The following is a 15,042-nucleotide window of genomic DNA, read 5'->3' as shown; positions in this document are numbered from 1 at the left end:
CCGTTGGCAGTACTGGAACGGCTAGACCTGGAACACGCGCATCGCCGCCGGATAGATCAGGAACACCAGGAACCCTGCGCACAGCAGCAGTTGCGCCACGAGCATCGACTGCGACTTCTCGCCCGCGCTGCCCTCGATCTCCGCCAGTTCGCGGTGCCGCATGGTTTCCGCGCGGGAGGCGAGCGACTCGCGAACCTTCGCGCCGTCGTCCGCCACGAGGGCGAGGGAGGCGGAGAGGTCCTTGAGTTCCTCGACACCCAGCTCCTCGCCCAGCGCACCGAGCGCCTGCCACTGGCTGGTGCCGGTGATACGGGCGTCCGCGAGGGCGTTGCGGATGCGCTGGGTGGCCCAGCCGTCCGACACCTCCGCCGCCGCCATCAGCGCCTCGGGCAGACCCCGTCCGCCGGCCAGGCTCATCGACACCAGGTCGAGATACGCCCCGATCACGCGCCGCAGGTCGCGCCGCTTGTCGGCCGCGTCCCGGCGTACCTCCAGGTCGGGCAGGAAGAAGAAGATCAGCGCGAAGAGCAGTGCCATCCAGACCGGGATGGCCGGGCTCCTGCCGAGGCCCAGCGTCAGGACGATGACGAAGAGGAACGGGCCGAAGAACAGACCGGCCGCGCCCAGCAGCACCTTCGTCGCGAGGAAGTTCTCCCAACTCCGGTCCAGGACGGCCAGGTCGGCCCGCAACGAGCGCTGCTCCCAGCCCTGCTGGAAGTAGAAGTCCGAGACACGGGCGCCCACTTGGGCCTGGAACGAGCCGATCCGGCCGGCGTCCTGGGTGCGATGGGCCGACTCGTACGCCGTTCCCCGCGCCCGCATCGCGTCGACGCGCGCGACCTGCGAGACCGCACTCCGCTTCGACGGCATCAACGCCCGTACGAGGACGTAGATGCCGAGGCCCAGGGTGGCGCCGACCACTACCGGCATGGTCAGGTCGTTCATCGACGAACCCCCTCTTCAGCACCGTACGGCGGCTGTCCTTGCGCCCCTTGAGCCGGCGTCTGGGGTGGCCGCACGAACCGCACGGACGTGTCGTCCCGTACCAGGAAGCGTTCGGGTGTCTCGATGGTCGACAGCTTCCGCAGCCACCAGAAGCCGAGCGCGAACAGGCCGCAGACGCACGCGAGGACGAGCTGTCCGATCGGCGTTCCGTACGGCTCGACGAACTCCCGGTTGAAGATGGCGAGTCCGAGGACGAAGCCCACCGACACCACCACAACGATCTGTACGGACCGCCGAGTTGACGACCGCTGCGCCATGACGCGCTGCCGCATGTCGACCTCCTCGCGCGCCGACTTCGCGAGAGCGCCCAGGACCTGCCGCAGACCCGGGCCGCGCAGCCGCGAGTTGAGGATGAGCGCCGCGACGATGATGTCCGCGGACGCGTCGTCGATCTCGTCGGCGAGCTGCTGGAGCGCGTCGGGGAGCGGGGTGCGGGAGCGGAGCCGGTCGACCATCGCGTCCAGGTGCGGACGCAGTACCGGTGCCGCCGCGCGCGCCGACGCCGGGATCGCCTGCTCCAGACCGACCGCACCGGCGATCGTGTCGCGCAGCGACTCCGTCCAGGATGCGAGGGCCTCCACGCGCCGCATTCCGGCCCGTTCCTCCGCCGCGCCGCCGAAGAGCCGGTCCCAGAAGAAGACGAGAACGCCGGCCGCGATGCCGGCCACCGCCCACCGCGTGAGCAGCAGCACGGCGAGTCCGACGAGGGCGGCGAGCGAGCCGCGCTGCCCCGCGAACCGGATGAGTTCGTTCGCGCGCTCGCTGGCCTTCTGCTTCTCGTGTTCCGGCTTGACCGGCAGTCCGCGGATCGCGACCGCGAGCAGCGCGAGCCCGCCGCCGACGGCGATGCCGGCGCCGAGCGAGTACAGGACCTCGATGGAGAACAGTCCGCCCATGGAGCCGAGCGAACCGGCCGCCGCCGAGTACGTGTCCCCGTACGCCGACGCGTTGCCGCTAGTTGTCGTCATGATCATGGTCACTCACCCCCAGTTCCCGCCGGGCAACCGGTACCCGTGCGCGACCAGATCGTCGAGGCAGGAGAGGGGCGCGTGCGGCACGACGCGGCCGTCCGGGGTCTCGGCGAAGACCTCGCTGGACAGCACGCGGCCGTCCACGCCGTTGACCTCGCGGACCGACGTCACCATGCGCTGGAGCCGGCCGCCCGTCTGGTAGTTGTTGCGCCGCTGGATGAAGACGACGAAGTTCACCGCGCCCGCGACGAGCATCTGGCTGGCCTCGATGGGCAGCCGCTCCTTCGCCTGGAGCGCGTACGTGGAAATACGGTTGAAGACCTCGTGCGAGCTGTTCGCGTGGATCGTGGAGAGCGAGCCGTCGTTGCCCTGCGACATCGCGTTGAGCATCGTCACGATCTCGTCGCCGAGCACCTCACCGACGATGACGCGCGAGGGGTTCATACGCAGCGACCGCCGCACCAGCTCGGCCATCGAAATCATGCCCTGGCCCTCGGAGTTGGGCAGCCGCTCCTCGAACGCCACGACGTTGGGGTGGAGTTCGGGAAACTGGTCGAGGCCCAGCTCCAGCGCACGTTCGACGGTGATGAGGCGTTCGTGCGGCGGGATCTCGTTGGCGAGGGCCCGAAGCAGCGTCGTCTTACCGGCGTTGGTGGCGCCCGCGATCATGATGTTCTTCCGGGCGCGCACGGCACAGGCCATGAAGTGCGCGACTTCCGGAGTCACGGTGCCGTTGCCAACAAGATCGGAGATGAAGACCTTCCCCATGCGCGCGCGACGGATGGAGAGCGCGGGGCGCCGGGTCACATCCATGACGGCGGACAGTCGGGACCCGTCCGGCAGCCGCAGGTCGAGCTGCGGATTGGCGGAGTCGAAGGGCCGGGAGGAGAGCCCGGAGTAGGCGCCGAGCACCTGAATGAGCTCGATGAGCTCCTCGTCGGACTCCGCCACCGGGTCACCGGCGACCTCGCGTCCGTCCGAATACCCGACGAAGACCTGGTCGTACCCGTTGATGTCGATGTTCTCGACGTCGACGTTGTCGAGCAGCGGCTGCAGCCGCCCGACGCCGAACAGCGCGGCGTGCACGGCGGCCGCGTACTGCTCCTCGGTCTCGGCATCCAGTGGCGTACGCCCGGCGTTGATCTCCGTCCGGGCGTGGTCCTCAAGGATCTGGGCGATGACGGCCCGCGCGTACTGCCGCTCGTCCTCACCGGACATCGGCGTGACGTTGGAGACCTGGTCGAGCCGACGCTGCTCGGAGATCCGGTCACCGGCTTCCTGCCGGAACCGCTTGACCAGCGAGTGGTCGACAGCGGTCATCGGCCGGCTCCGGCATGGCCGGAGTACCCGGTCTGCTGGCCCGGCTGCTGACCTGGCATCTGACCGGGCATCCGACCAGCGGCCTGCTGCTGCACCTGGCTGGGTACGGTCCATGCGGCGCCGTACTGCTGATACAGGTCCGAAGTCACCTTGCGGGCCGACCGGATGAGCATCGACTTGTCGAGCCGCCCGCGCTTGCGCCCGGCCAACTGCTCGGCCCCGGCGGGGTCTTCGGCGAGCGTCCCGACGACCCGGGCACCCGTCTGCGCGTGTACGAGCATGTCGTTGACCTGGTTGACCAACTTGCCCGAGTTGTTCGGATCGGCGATGAGGACGACCCCGATGAGGGGCGTGGCGAGACTGGCGGCGCCGCGCGGACCACCGTGCAGCTTGGTGGAGAGAGCGGCGGCGCGATCCCGTACCCGGGCGATGGCCTCGGGCTCGGTACGCGAGATGAGCAGCACGAGCGCGGCATGCGGGAACAGGTCGACGACAGGCGTGTCCCCGCTGATGCGTCCGCAGTCGGCGATGACGTCGGCGGGCGCGTTCGGGGAGTCACCGAGCTGCGCGAAGGCACTGCCGAGGGTGGGCCAGAGCCCGGCGAGCCCGGCGGCCTGTTCGGCGATGCCCAGCCCGACGAGCACTTCGAGCCCGCCGCTCAACGGCTGTACGTGGTCCCAGAGCTGATCGGGAACGAGCCCGCGTCGCGCGGTCGCGGCGATGGACAGCATGCCGGTGTTGGGGTTGAGCATCCCGCCGTGCGCGGCGGCACTGCGGTAGACGAGGTCACCGCCGGCCGGGTCGGTCTCGGCGAGCAGCGCCCGCCGGGGCCAGACCGCCGCGAGCGCGACGGCCGCGGTGGTCACACCTGGTGAACCCTTGTCGGCGGCGAGAACGATGAGCGCCATGGTTCCGGGGCCGCCTTCAGCTACTGGGGATGAGCACGAGAGCCACTTGTCCGGCGGCAGCGGCCTGAGCCAGCTCGGCGGCCTTGGTGCTGTCGACGGTGAGGGTGACGGGCAGGTTGGTGCTGCTTATGACTTCACTGTCCTTGGACTGCTTCACGTCGTTGGTGACCTTGGCCTTGTCCACGATCAGACTCGTGCCGGCGCCGGACGACGAGGAGCCGCTGGAACCCGTACTGGAGCCGGTCCCGGTGCCGTTGGAGGTGACGCGGTAGGCGGCGACGAGGTCACCCTGCTTGAGGCCGCTCGGATACTGCCCCTCCTTGAGGGAGAGCCCGACGATGGCCTGCCCGGCGGCGACACCCTCGTCGGAGCCGAACATCTGCCCCATGACGACGGTGTCCGCGTAGATCGTGGACCTGGCCTTGAGGGTTTTGAGGGTGTCCAGCTTGGTCCACTCGACATAGTTGATGCCAGTATCGGCCGCGACCATGACGGGCGTCGTGTTGGCCTTGGTGACAGACCCCCCGGCCGGGATCTCGGCGGTCACCTTGACGACCTCGATCCGGTCCCCCGCCCGCAGCACCAGCATCGTCGCACCCAGCGCACCGACGAGGATCAGCAGCACCGCGAGAGCGGCAAGAGCCGGTTTGCGCTCGCGAGGCGGCGTCGGGAGCCGCTCACCGGACATCGGCTGAGCGGGTACCGAGGAACGGCCGCCGCCCGCACCCGTACGCTCTTGGATCTTCACGCAACAGCTCCCCGTACACCCAAGAAAAATTCTGCCAATTTCAGTGCCAAATAGGACACTTCACTCTCGACGTGCGCGATGCACGCGATACGCCATTGCTGGACGTACCGCTCGATCCGGCCAATTAGCCAGCGCTGGAGTGAGTGTCAAGCCATGGCACCGTATCAGCCGTACATAAGCCCCTCAAGGCGCGTTCTGGATCGTGAACAGCCCGGGGCACAACGTTATTCACGTGCAACTTCGGCCGTACGGTTCCCCGTTGGACAAAGCGATGCGGATACGACACCCGCTGTGCACCCGCGAATCCGTTGCCGACCCGACATCCGCGGGCCGGACGGCCCGGGCCACCTCCCCCGCCTTCGTCACCGGTCTCCCATGAGGCCTGCACGATTCGCTCACGCGATGGCGCACGGTCCGGTTCCGTCGTACGAGGGACGTCCGTTACCGAGGCGTGCCCTCACACAGCGCTCCCTCGAAGAGCTCCAGGACCTCGTCCAGGCTCATCTCACGCCGCCCCTGTGCTCCGGACCGCGTTCCGGGCTGTTCTCCGGACACGGTCCAGCCGCCGTCCCACTCCACCCGCCAGACCTTGCCCAAGCGGTTCTCGAACTCCACGAATCCGCCCGCGGAGTTCGCCAGCTCGGGAATCTCCTGGCGGACGATCCGCGGGTACGTCAAGGCGCGCCCGGGATTGTTGCTTCCGCCGCCGGTACGGGGATTGTCGAAGCTCATCTTCACGAACGGCACCGGTTCCCGCCCGATTTCGGCGGGGCGGAGCATTTTCGTGTACCTGGCCTCCGCTTCGGCGAGCGTCTCACTGCCGGAGAACTCGCAGGCGTACGCGGGAAAGACGATGTACGTCACCGCCGTGAGGTCGGGATTCTGCGCCTTGTGATGTCCGTGGACCTCGGGGACGGCCGCCGCGACGGCGTCGAACTCGAATCCGGGTACCCGCAGGCCCTCCACGAAGCCGAGGAACCGCCCTGTCTCCGTGAGCTCCCGCTCGTGGGCGCGGGCGAAGGACAGCACCTCACGGGCGAGCCCCTCGTCGTGCTTGCCGCGCTGGTTGGTCTGGAGGAGCCGCTTTCCGTCGTCGGTCAGAGCTCCCGCGAAGTGCAGGACCGGGTTGAGACTCCACCGCCATGCCCCGTCCAGGCCATCGAGGGGAGCGACATTGCGGAAACCGGCGATGGTGGCCTGTAGATCCATGGTTCCTTCCAGGTGTGCTTCGAGGACTCCGAGGTCAGGGGGAGGTCAGGAGCACGAGTAGTTCGGGCCTGTCTCCTGGCTGTATCTGGCGTCCATCATGGCTCCCCCGCGCGAGTTCTTGCTCTTCTCCATGGCTTCCATGTTGTCCGGATCGTTGTAGAAGTCGTTGCGCGTCGGCCGGTCAGTGAGCCTGCCCTCCCGGTTCCAGTGGTCCACCACCGCTTCCCGGTGCTCATAGGTGACCGTCTCGTGGAACGGCTTGGAACCGGGGTTCGCCGGGTCCCAGATGATGTCACCGTTGCCGTCGAACCACGTCAGCTGATCCCGCGGAATCTTGTTCTTGGCGGAGTCCAGTGGCCGCTCACCCTGCTCGACTCCTTCGAGCGTCCAGTTCTTGGCCATCTCGTCATGGGTCGACTCGCGATACCCGGACGGGTATTCGGACTTCCGGTTGTGTGCCGTCTCGGGGGCATCGGGGTCGTGCGCGTACTGGCCGTTGCCGGTGTCGCGGTACAGGCCGAGCGGGTCGATCCAGCGGTACGGGTTGGACACGTACGCGGTGTCGTTGGAGGCGGGTACGAGGCCGAGGGGGTCGGGGGTCGCGTAGTGGCCGGTCTCGGGGTCGTAGTAGCGGTGGTGGTTGTAGTGCCAGCCGGTCTCGGCGTCGGCGTACTGGCCGGGAAAGCGCAGGGGGCAGTCGACCGTGCCCCCGGTGCGACCGCTCGATGCGCTCGCCGTGTCCTCCCTCGGCAGCGGGAGCCCCCACAGCGTGGTGCGCCGCTGCCAGACCAGCTCCCCCTCCTCGGATATGAGCTCGGCCGGCGCTCCCGAGAGGTCGGTGACGATGGCGTGGAAGCGTGTGCCGGTGTCCAGAGCCACTGCACCGCCCTGAGCGCCCGGACCACCGGGACCACCAGGACCACCCGGGCCTGCCTGGCCCCCCGGGCCTCGATCGATCTGTGTCAGGGGCAGATGGGTTCCGGGCGCGTAGTCCCAGGTGGTGCTGTGCCCGTCGGGCATGACCTGTTCCGCGAGGCGTGGGCCGTCCCAGGTGAAGCGGATTTCCTCGGCGACCGAGCCGTCGTCGGACACGCGCCGCTTCGCGACACGGCGACCCGTCGGATCGTAGAGGTAGTTCCAGTGGGCTCCGCCCGGCGTGACGGTGCCGACGAGCTGGCTCAGGCTGTTCCAGGCGTAAGTGCGCACCCTCTTCTGGCCGTTGAGCAGCCGCCGTACCGACCGGACGACGCGGCCCTCCGCGTCCCGCTCGTACCGGGTCCGGCCGCAGCGCCGGACGAGCGTCCCGGTGAACTCCCGGTGCGTGTCGTCCGCGCCGGTGGCCGGTGTGACGGCACTGCTGAGGTTGCCGACGCCGTCGTACGCGTACGTCTCGGTCCAGTCGCAGGCGTGTACGGCGGTGACCCGGCCGGCCGGGTCGAGGTCGAACCGGCGTGTACCGGTGGTGAGTTCGTCCAGCTCGGCAAGGAGACCGTCGGCCCGGTAGACATACGTGCGGTGCTGGAGCAGGGTCTCGGCGCCCTCCGGGTGCCGGGCGAGCGTCTGCGCGGTCAGTCGGCCGGCCTCGTCCCACGACTGGCCGAGGGTCACTCCGTGACCCAGCTCCCGCGCGATCTCGCGGCCTGCCGCGTCGAAGTCGAAGCCCAGCACGCGGCCTGCGGCTTCCAGGCCCACCGGGTGCCCGGCCGCGTCGTACGACCAGGTCGACACGGTGCCGGACGGCGTGCGGCGCTCGACACGGCGGCCGAGCGCGTCGTACCGGTACGTCGTGGTACTGCCGTTGACACTCTCGGAGAGCAGCCGCCCCACCGTGTCGTACGTGCGGTGCAGTCGCACCTCCGGGCCGGCCTGCTCGACCAGGTGGCCCCTGGAGTCGTAGCGCAGCGCGGTGGTGTGGCCGTCGTGGAGGACGGACGTGGTGCGGCTCAGGGCGTCCCGGCCGAACGAGACGGTTTCGCCCGCTCCGTTGGTCAGCGACATCAGCGCGCCCATGGCGTTCACCTCGTAGGTGAGCGTCCGGCCGTTGAAGTCGGTTTCCGCGACGACCCGGTTCGCCTCGTCGTAGACGTATTCCCAGGTGGCCCCTTGCGGGTTGGTCACCCGGGTGAGGTTCAGCTCGGTGTCGTAGTCGAAGGTGTAGCGGGCACCGTCCGGGCGGGTGCGGACCGCGGCGAGGTGGAAGTGGGTGGGCGTGTACGCGCTGGTGTTGCCCGCGGGGTCGGTGCAGGCAACCAGGTTGCCCGCGGCGTCCCAGTCGTACCGCTCAGCCGGCTCGTCGCCGGACGCGCGCCACGCCAGTCTGCCCTCGACCGTCCAGCCGAACCGCGTCACGTGCCCGAGCGAGTCCGTGACGGAGGTGATCCGGCCGAAGGCGTCGTGCTCCACGGTGGTGGTGCTGCCGAGGGGGTTGGTGAGCCGTACCGGCAGGCCCACGCCGTCGCAGGCCGCTTCGCGCCGGTGCCCGAGGGCGTCCGTGACGGTGGTCAGGAACCCCGAAGCGTCGTACGTGTAGTGGGTCTCGGCGCCGGTGGGGTTGCGGGTGGCGATCCGGTTGCCGCGTTCGTCGTAGCTGTGATGCCAGACCACACCGTCGTCGCCCCCGTCGTGGCCCCCCTCGTCGCCGTCGGGCGCCCCGGCTTCCTCCAGCACCACGACGGGCCGGTGGAACTCGTTGAAGACGGCCGAGGTGACGGATCCGTCGGGCCGCGTCACCCGCGTCAGGTTGCCCGCGTCGTCGTACTCGTAGCGGTACGTGTGGTCCAGCGCGTCGGTCCGCGCCACGAGCCGGTCCGTGTCGTCCCACTCGTTGTGGACGGACTCGCCCCGCGCGTTCGTGGTCGAGACGAGCTGACGGCGCTCGTTGTGGCGGTAACTGGTGGTGCGGGAGAGCGAGTCCGTGTAGTGGGTGGCGCGCGCCTCGGTGTCGTACTCGATGGTGCAGTCGAGGACACCGTCCACGCCCTCGCCTCGGATGACGCGATCGTGGTCGTCATAGGTGAAGCGGTACCAGGAACCGATGCGGTCGGTCCATGAGCCGATCCGCCCCGCCAGGTCGTAGGTGAAGGTGTACGGCAGCCCGGAGGAGTCGTACAGCTCGGTCAGATCGCCGGCCTCGTCATAGCCGTAGCGCAGGATCGTGGTGCCCTCGGGCCCGTCCGCCGGATTGCGCAGCCGCAGCCGGACGATGCGGCCCTCAGAGGTGTCGACGTGCACGTGGTAGCCGCCGGAGTGGCGTACGGCGACAGGAGTGCCGTCCGATGCGCGGTCGAAGTGGACGCGGTTGCCGTTGCGGTCGGAAATCGCGACCAGCGGCAGAGTGAACGCCGAGCCACGCCCGGCGTGGTCCGGCGACGGGGCGAAATGCCGCGTGATTCCGGTCCCGGGGTCGGTGACCCGCAGCGCCCCCGGCTGGTCCGCGTCCCACGCCAGGGGCCACCGGGGCCCCGCTTCGGGCACCACCGGCCGGTCCGGCCCGGGGACGGGATAGCAGAGGATCATGCCGTCCTCGGTGGCGAACAACGCCCCGTCGTCGTCGAGTTCGAGGCGCTCGTCGAAGGTCGACGCCCAGGACTCGCCGAACCAGGAACCCCAGTGATAGGTCGACAGGTGGGTACGGCGGAGGATGACGGGCAGCACACCGGGCAGACCCACATCGGTCTGCTCGATCAGCATCTCCCCGGAGACCATGTCGATGGGATCGCCGTTCTTGCACCGCCCCTTGGCCGGCTTGCTCTTCTCCACAACGTCGTCGGCGCCCTTGCGCAGACCCTTGCCGAGGCCTTTGGCCATGGCCTTGAGGCCCAGCTTGCCGACCGACTTCAGCCCCTTGGCGAGTCCGCCGAGGGTGGTCAGCCCCTTCATCCCCGGAATGCAGTCCAGCGCGGCGAAGCCCACGTCCCACAGGGACGCCTGTCCCTTGGAGTATTTGTAGAGCGTGTCCGCGAGCACGACCAGGGCCGCGATCAGCACGATCGCACCGAGAATCGGCCCCCCGATAATCATCGCCACAACCCCGACGACAGCGACGACAATCTTGCAGACCGCGACGATGGTGTCCCAGTTGTCGACGAACCAGTCCCCGACCTCCTCCCACCAACTCCGGTTCTGAATACCCGCGTCCGACGCCTCGCCGATCCTCCGCTTCGCCTCCCCCGCCGCGTCCTCACGCATCCTGCGCGCGTCCTCGGCCATCTTCTTCGCCGCATCCAACGCCGACTGCGCGCTACCGACATCCGACCGGGCACTGTCCTGCGCCGACTTCGCGTGCTGCGCGTCACGGGTGGCCGCCCGGACCTTCGCCTCGTCCGGCTTCTCCGCCGCCCTGCTGCCCGCCGGATCGTCCTTGTACTTGTCCGACTCCTTCGCCGCCCGCGTCACCCACGAATCAGCCGACGACAGACGCGACTTGGCCGACGCCAGATCCGCCTGCGCCTCCCGCCCCTTCACCAAAGCCCGGTCCGCCAGCGCCTGCGCCCGCTCCAGCTCCGGCCAGTAATCCACCAGCGCATCGCCGCACAGGTCGTACGACCTCTTCAGCTTCTTCAGATTCTTCGGCACATCCGAGAACTCGTCCTGGAACACCTCAGCGGTCTTCCCCGCCCACTCCAGCGTCTCGTTCTCCGACGCCATCCCCTTCACCAACCGCAACGCATCCGCGACATCATCCGCGAAGTCATGCAACGCACGAGCCAGCTGACGCACACGGTCCGGATCACCCGGGGTCGGGTCCCTGTCCAGATCCAGCACATGCCAGTCCGCCGGCCGATACCCCGCCATCCCGCAACCCCCGTCACGCCAACATCCTCAACAACACCCGTACACACGCGCGAACTTACTGCGCCTGAGTGCTCGACGGGAAGGACGGAAGGGGTCAGGAGTTCACGGGAACACCGCGGCACCGACCGAGCGGTTCGGACTGTCACTGGTGCGAACCAAAGCGAAGGAGGCAGGTCAAATCCCTCTTCTCTGGGCCGCCGTCCCGATGACCGACCTGGAGATCCTCGACGACTGGCACGTGTCGGGGCCGACCGGCAGCGGCAGCGGCAGCGGCAGCGGCAGCGGCAGCGGCAGCGGCAGCGGCAGCGGCAGCGGCATGGTCGCCCGGGACGTCATGGTCCCCGCGCACCGCGAGGTCCCCCATCCAGCGAACCGTCCGAGACATCCACGCCCTCAGCCTCCACTCGTTCGTCAACCCGGCGACCAACCTGGAGCTGTACGGACGGGTGCTTTCGGGGCTGGACGCGGGGATGCCGTTCCTTTAGCCCGGTACCAGATACCCGATCCCCATTGGCCGATACCCGATACCCGATACCCGATAGCTGCCGCGAAGGCGGACGAAAGAGCGTGGCCCCGGACGCTGCCCCACCGCTCGGGGCCATGTGCGTCTCCCAGTGGACACGATCAGGACACAGGGCCCGTCGAATTCGCACCAATAGATTCACAAACACCCCCGCTGTGAAGGCGGTCCAGCGTGGCAGGACCACAGGCCCCCCAGATACCGTCAGGGCTCTCAGCTGTATCGACATCTCACGGGGAGCCCACCTTGAAGCGCCGTTCTTTGCCCGTTGCTGCCGCGCTCACCGCGACCGCAGCCCTGCTGCTGACGGCCTGCGGCAGCGGAGACGACAAGTCCACCGACAACAACAAGATCGCCGGCGCCGACGAGGCCTCGGCGTCGCCGAAGGAGTCGGCGACGCCCTCGGGAGCACCGGCGGAGGACAAGCCGGACGGGGTAGACGTGTCGCTGCCCAAGGACATCGATCTGGTCTTCGACTGGGACAAGCCGAAGAACAAGAACGAGGCGGCGGCGATGGATGACGCCGCGAATTACATCCGGGCCATCTACCAGGGCGTCGACAAGGGCACGACCAAGAGCGCAGCCGTCGCCACCTATGCGAGCGGCAACGGTCTCAAGTACGCGAACACCCAGATCGACGCCTATATCGAAGGTGGCTGGACTGTCACCGGCACAAGGCTCCACTACGACGCCACCACTCGGTCCGCCGCGAACGGCAAGTCGGTGGAAGTGGCGTTCTGCTCCGACTCAACCAAGTTCTACGGCAGGGAGATCAGGACCAGGAAGGTCCTCACGACCGATCCCAGCATCACAGACTTCAGCTACTTCAAAATCATCATGGTCAAACACCCTACGGGTACCGACCTGTGGCAGGCGTCGAAGGTGTACGTCGAGGAGAAGGCGGCGAAGTGCCAGTGAAGGCTTCACGTGGTCCACGCCTCGCCGCAGCAGCGCTGACGCTGGCTCTCAGCACCCTCACCCTCACAGGATCCGCCTACGCAGGAACGGGTGTGGGCGACGGAAAGGGCGGCGACACGGAGCAGACGGGCGGCAGCGACACCACCGGAATCTACGCCGCCGCCAAGATCCAATACTCCGGTTCCGTCGCCAAGGGCGGCGGCACAGGCAACGTAACGTCGGCTGACGTCAACTGGACGCCCCCCGCCTGCTGGTACGCCCCGTACCTCGGTGCCAAGGACTTCAAGGCGCAGATGTCCAGGAGCATCGAGGACTCGTTGAACACGCCCGGCATGGGAGGCACCGCGGGCTCGGCGATCGGCGACGTGCAGCGCCATTACGAGGACGACTACGGCTGGACCGACACCCCCGGCTACAAGGACTACAACGTCGACAAGGACGGTGAGGGGATGTTCTGGGCCGGCGTGGAGAACCCCAACGAGCCGGACGTCCTCAAGCGGACCTCGTGCACCGACCTCCCCTTCTGGGTCGAAAACGGCGAGGCCCCTCCGGCACGGTACGAAGAAGCCATCAGCCCGGAGATACTCGCGGGCCTCGCCTACCAGCACATGCAGCTCCCCGACACCAAGGTCACCCTCGCCCCAGCCGCCAACACCAAGGTGAACCTGCCGACTTGGGCCTGGCTGGACAAGGCCGTCTTCGACGAGGTCCAGGCGACGGCCGCCCTCAACGCCCCGGGTTTCACCATCCAGGCCACGACCACCGCCAAGCCGGTTTCCCTCAAGTTGGAGCCGGGCACCGAGGACGCCGAGACCTACCCGGCCTCCGGCGAGTGCGTCATCAACGCCGACGGCTCCATCGGCGAGCCCTACACCCAGGGCAGGTCCAGCCAGACCCCGCCGTGCGGGATCAAGTACCTCCGCTCCTCGGGGGACGGAACGTACGAACTGCGGGCGACCATCACCTGGGACATCGCCTGGACCGGCACCGGCGGCGCGGGCGGCGACCTGCCCAACGGCACGTTCGGCAGCGAACAGGCGGTCACCGTCCAGGAGATCCAGGCCGTCAACCGCTGACTTCAGTACGACAGATCGAACATAAACGGGGGGACCTTTATGGCCGACAGAACCAGAGCCGATCTTGACCTCATCAGGGACTGCTCGGACTCCTTGTACAGGATCCATCGCGAGTTCAAGGACAACGGCAACCCTGCCGACGACTACGACAAAGCCCTCGGGAGCGACAAGCTTCGTGATGTCTTCGACGAGTTCTCCGACACCTGGAAAAAAACTCGCAAGAAACTGATGGAAGACATCGAGAATCTCGCCAAGTACACGAAGACCGCGGCTGATACGTACGACCAGGTCGACGGCGAACTCGCGAAGGCCCTTCGGGACTCCCGCAAGCAGGCCAAGGGGAAGAAATGAGTTCGCGTCCGAGAGACTGGGAACCGCTGCACGACGGAGACCCCATACCCGGTGATCCCTACGAAGTCGCGCGGCTCGGCAAGCAGTTGCGCATGATGGCCGACGAGATCGACAAGCAGGCCGAAAACATCAAGGCACTCGCGTCGGTCGAGAGCTGGGACAGCGACGCCGGTCGGGCGTTCCACGAGATAGCCGATGGCGCGTCAGGGCGGTTGAAGCGTTCCTTCGAGCGCTACGACGAAGCGGCGAAGGCTCTCGGCACCAAGGTCGTCGACGGAGGCGGCGAATCCTCCGAGTACGCGAGTGAACTCCACCGGGCACAGCAGGTCGCGGACAAGGCTCTGCAGAAATACCGAGACGCGGAGACCGACCTCAAGGGTGCCACCGGGGATCTCAAACAGTACGAAGGCACGGTTCCGAGCCGTGACGACGTCACGGACCGCACTCGGCTTGCGAAGAAGCGCGACGCCGCGATGGATGTCATTCGCGACTGCCACAGCGAAATTGGGCGAGCGAAAAACATTCGCGATGATGCCGCGAGCGCTGCCGCGAAGCACATCAAGAACATCGTCCACCACGACGGCGTCCATGACCCCGGCGGAATCATGAACTTCCTGGCGGACTGGGCAGACAGACTTTCCAACCTGTCGGCTATTTTCTCCATTCTGGCCGTGATCTGTGTGTTCGTTCCTCCTCTCCAGGCGCTGGCACCGATCTTCGCGACCCTGGCCGTGGTCACCAGTGCCCTCGCACTTGCCGGGCACGCCTACGACATGACGGTGCGCGGCGGAAAATTCAGCGCGTCCAAGCTCTTCTTCGACGCGCTGGGGGTCATGCCGGGACTCGGCGCGCTGAAGGGCTTCCGGGCCGTCAAAGGGCTCAAGGGGTTGTCCAAGCTGCGAGGAATCGGCTTCAGTGGCGGTGCGGCGCTCGAAGGCGTGGGCTTCAAGTTCTTCAACGGGATCGCCGTCAACGCGGTGAACAAGATCCTGGTCAAGGCTGGAAAATCTCCCATCGCGGGAGAGAAGATCACAGCGGGCATCAAGACCGGCAGCTTCGTCAGCGCCATGGTGAAGATCTTCTCCGGGCACAACGGCAAGGCAACCGGCGACCCTGGTGACCTGCCGAAGGCGACCCCGAGTCCGTCTCCTCAGCCGGCCCCCACACCTCGGTCGGCGCCGTTCCACACCGCCCTGGCCCAGTAGTAACCCCGATCCTCCAC

The 15,042-nt window shown here is 67.8% G+C and carries 12 protein-coding genes and 1 pseudogene; 5 read left to right on the top strand and 8 right to left on the bottom strand.

Annotated elements, in window-relative coordinates:
* Positions 1-21: 21 nt before the first annotated feature.
* The 8 genes from OG595_RS25505 to OG595_RS25470 all read right to left on the bottom strand — a co-directional run bounded on the left by OG595_RS25505 (position 22) and on the right by OG595_RS25470 (position 11,291).
* Positions 22-945, bottom strand: coding sequence for a type II secretion system F family protein (locus OG595_RS25505; protein WP_329275849.1), 924 nt, complete (start codon positions 943-945; stop codon positions 22-24).
* On the bottom strand, positions 942-1,901 hold the full coding sequence (locus OG595_RS25500) for a type II secretion system F family protein (RefSeq protein WP_329283188.1): 960 nt from the start codon (positions 1,899-1,901) through the stop codon (positions 942-944). Before OG595_RS25500 ends, OG595_RS25505 begins: the two co-directional genes overlap by 4 nt.
* Positions 1,902-1,985: 84 nt before the next feature.
* The gene (locus OG595_RS25495; RefSeq protein ID WP_329275847.1) at positions 1,986-3,296 is read right to left on the bottom strand and encodes a CpaF family protein; all 1,311 of its coding nucleotides are present in this window, start codon (positions 3,294-3,296) and stop codon (positions 1,986-1,988) included.
* Positions 3,293-4,204, bottom strand: a complete 912-nt coding sequence (locus OG595_RS25490; protein WP_329275845.1) for a hypothetical protein — start codon at positions 4,202-4,204, stop codon at positions 3,293-3,295. The genes OG595_RS25495 and OG595_RS25490 overlap by 4 nt, the downstream gene beginning before the upstream one ends.
* 16 nt (positions 4,205-4,220) lie before the next feature.
* Positions 4,221-4,952 (bottom strand): hypothetical protein, encoded by a 732-nt coding sequence (locus OG595_RS25485; RefSeq protein WP_329275842.1) that lies wholly within the window; start codon positions 4,950-4,952, stop codon positions 4,221-4,223.
* Positions 4,953-5,393: 441 nt separating this feature from the next.
* Positions 5,394-6,161, bottom strand: coding sequence for a hypothetical protein (locus OG595_RS25480; RefSeq protein ID WP_329275840.1), 768 nt, complete (start codon positions 6,159-6,161; stop codon positions 5,394-5,396).
* Positions 6,162-6,206: 45 nt separating this feature from the next.
* On the bottom strand, positions 6,207-10,808 hold the full coding sequence (locus OG595_RS25475) for an RHS repeat-associated core domain-containing protein (RefSeq protein ID WP_329275838.1): 4,602 nt from the start codon (positions 10,806-10,808) through the stop codon (positions 6,207-6,209).
* 321 nt (positions 10,809-11,129) lie between these two features.
* Positions 11,130-11,291, bottom strand: coding sequence for a hypothetical protein (locus OG595_RS25470; RefSeq protein WP_329275835.1), 162 nt, complete (start codon positions 11,289-11,291; stop codon positions 11,130-11,132).
* On the opposite strand from OG595_RS25470, the pseudogene OG595_RS25465 reads away from it, so the two are divergent.
* The 5 genes and pseudogenes from OG595_RS25465 to OG595_RS25445 form a co-directional block, all read left to right on the top strand.
* Positions 11,270-11,440, top strand: a pseudogene (locus OG595_RS25465) (acyl-CoA dehydrogenase family protein); the annotation flags it as partial. The gene OG595_RS25470 and the pseudogene OG595_RS25465 sit on opposite strands and share 22 nt — an antisense overlap.
* Positions 11,441-11,721: 281 nt before the next feature.
* A complete protein-coding gene (locus OG595_RS25460) occupies positions 11,722-12,393 on the top strand; it encodes a hypothetical protein (protein WP_329275832.1) in 672 nt (223 codons plus the stop codon).
* The gene (locus OG595_RS25455) at positions 12,384-13,469 is read left to right on the top strand and encodes a hypothetical protein (protein ID WP_443073139.1); all 1,086 of its coding nucleotides are present in this window, start codon (positions 12,384-12,386) and stop codon (positions 13,467-13,469) included. The genes OG595_RS25460 and OG595_RS25455 overlap by 10 nt, the downstream gene beginning before the upstream one ends.
* A 39-nt stretch (positions 13,470-13,508) precedes the next feature.
* Entirely contained in the window at positions 13,509-13,820 is a 312-nt protein-coding gene (locus OG595_RS25450) for a hypothetical protein (protein ID WP_329275829.1), read from the top strand.
* Positions 13,817-15,025: a putative T7SS-secreted protein gene (locus OG595_RS25445; RefSeq protein WP_329275826.1), complete on the top strand. Its 1,209-nt coding sequence runs from the start codon at positions 13,817-13,819 to the stop codon at positions 15,023-15,025. Before OG595_RS25450 ends, OG595_RS25445 begins: the two co-directional genes overlap by 4 nt.
* Positions 15,026-15,042 lie beyond the last annotated feature (17 nt).

This window comes from Streptomyces sp. NBC_01451 (genome assembly GCF_036227485.1).
Taxonomy (GTDB): Bacteria; Actinomycetota; Actinomycetes; order Streptomycetales; family Streptomycetaceae; genus Streptomyces.
Note: the sequence above shows the minus strand (reverse complement) of the source record. Positions and strands in the feature narration are given on the sequence as shown.

Bases quoted from the DNA above. Each gene is read 5' to 3' on its own strand.
- OG595_RS25505 (WP_329275849.1), bottom strand. From the start codon at position 945: ATGAACGACCTGACCATGCCGGTAGTGGTCGGCGCCACCCTGGGCCTC.
- OG595_RS25500 (WP_329283188.1), bottom strand. From the start codon at position 1,901: ATGGGCGGACTGTTCTCCATCGAGGTCCTGTACTCGCTCGGCGCCGGC.
- OG595_RS25495 (WP_329275847.1), bottom strand. From the start codon at position 3,296: ATGACCGCTGTCGACCACTCGCTGGTCAAGCGGTTCCGGCAGGAAGCC.
- OG595_RS25490 (WP_329275845.1), bottom strand. From the start codon at position 4,204: ATGGCGCTCATCGTTCTCGCCGCCGACAAGGGTTCACCAGGTGTGACC.
- OG595_RS25480 (WP_329275840.1), bottom strand. From the start codon at position 6,161: ATGGATCTACAGGCCACCATCGCCGGTTTCCGCAATGTCGCTCCCCTC.
- OG595_RS25475 (WP_329275838.1), bottom strand. From the start codon at position 10,808: ATGGCGTCGGAGAACGAGACGCTGGAGTGGGCGGGGAAGACCGCTGAG.
- OG595_RS25470 (WP_329275835.1), bottom strand. From the start codon at position 11,291: ATGACGTCCCGGGCGACCATGCCGCTGCCGCTGCCGCTGCCGCTGCCG.
- OG595_RS25450 (WP_329275829.1), top strand. From the start codon at position 13,509: ATGGCCGACAGAACCAGAGCCGATCTTGACCTCATCAGGGACTGCTCG.
- OG595_RS25445 (WP_329275826.1), top strand. From the start codon at position 13,817: ATGAGTTCGCGTCCGAGAGACTGGGAACCGCTGCACGACGGAGACCCC.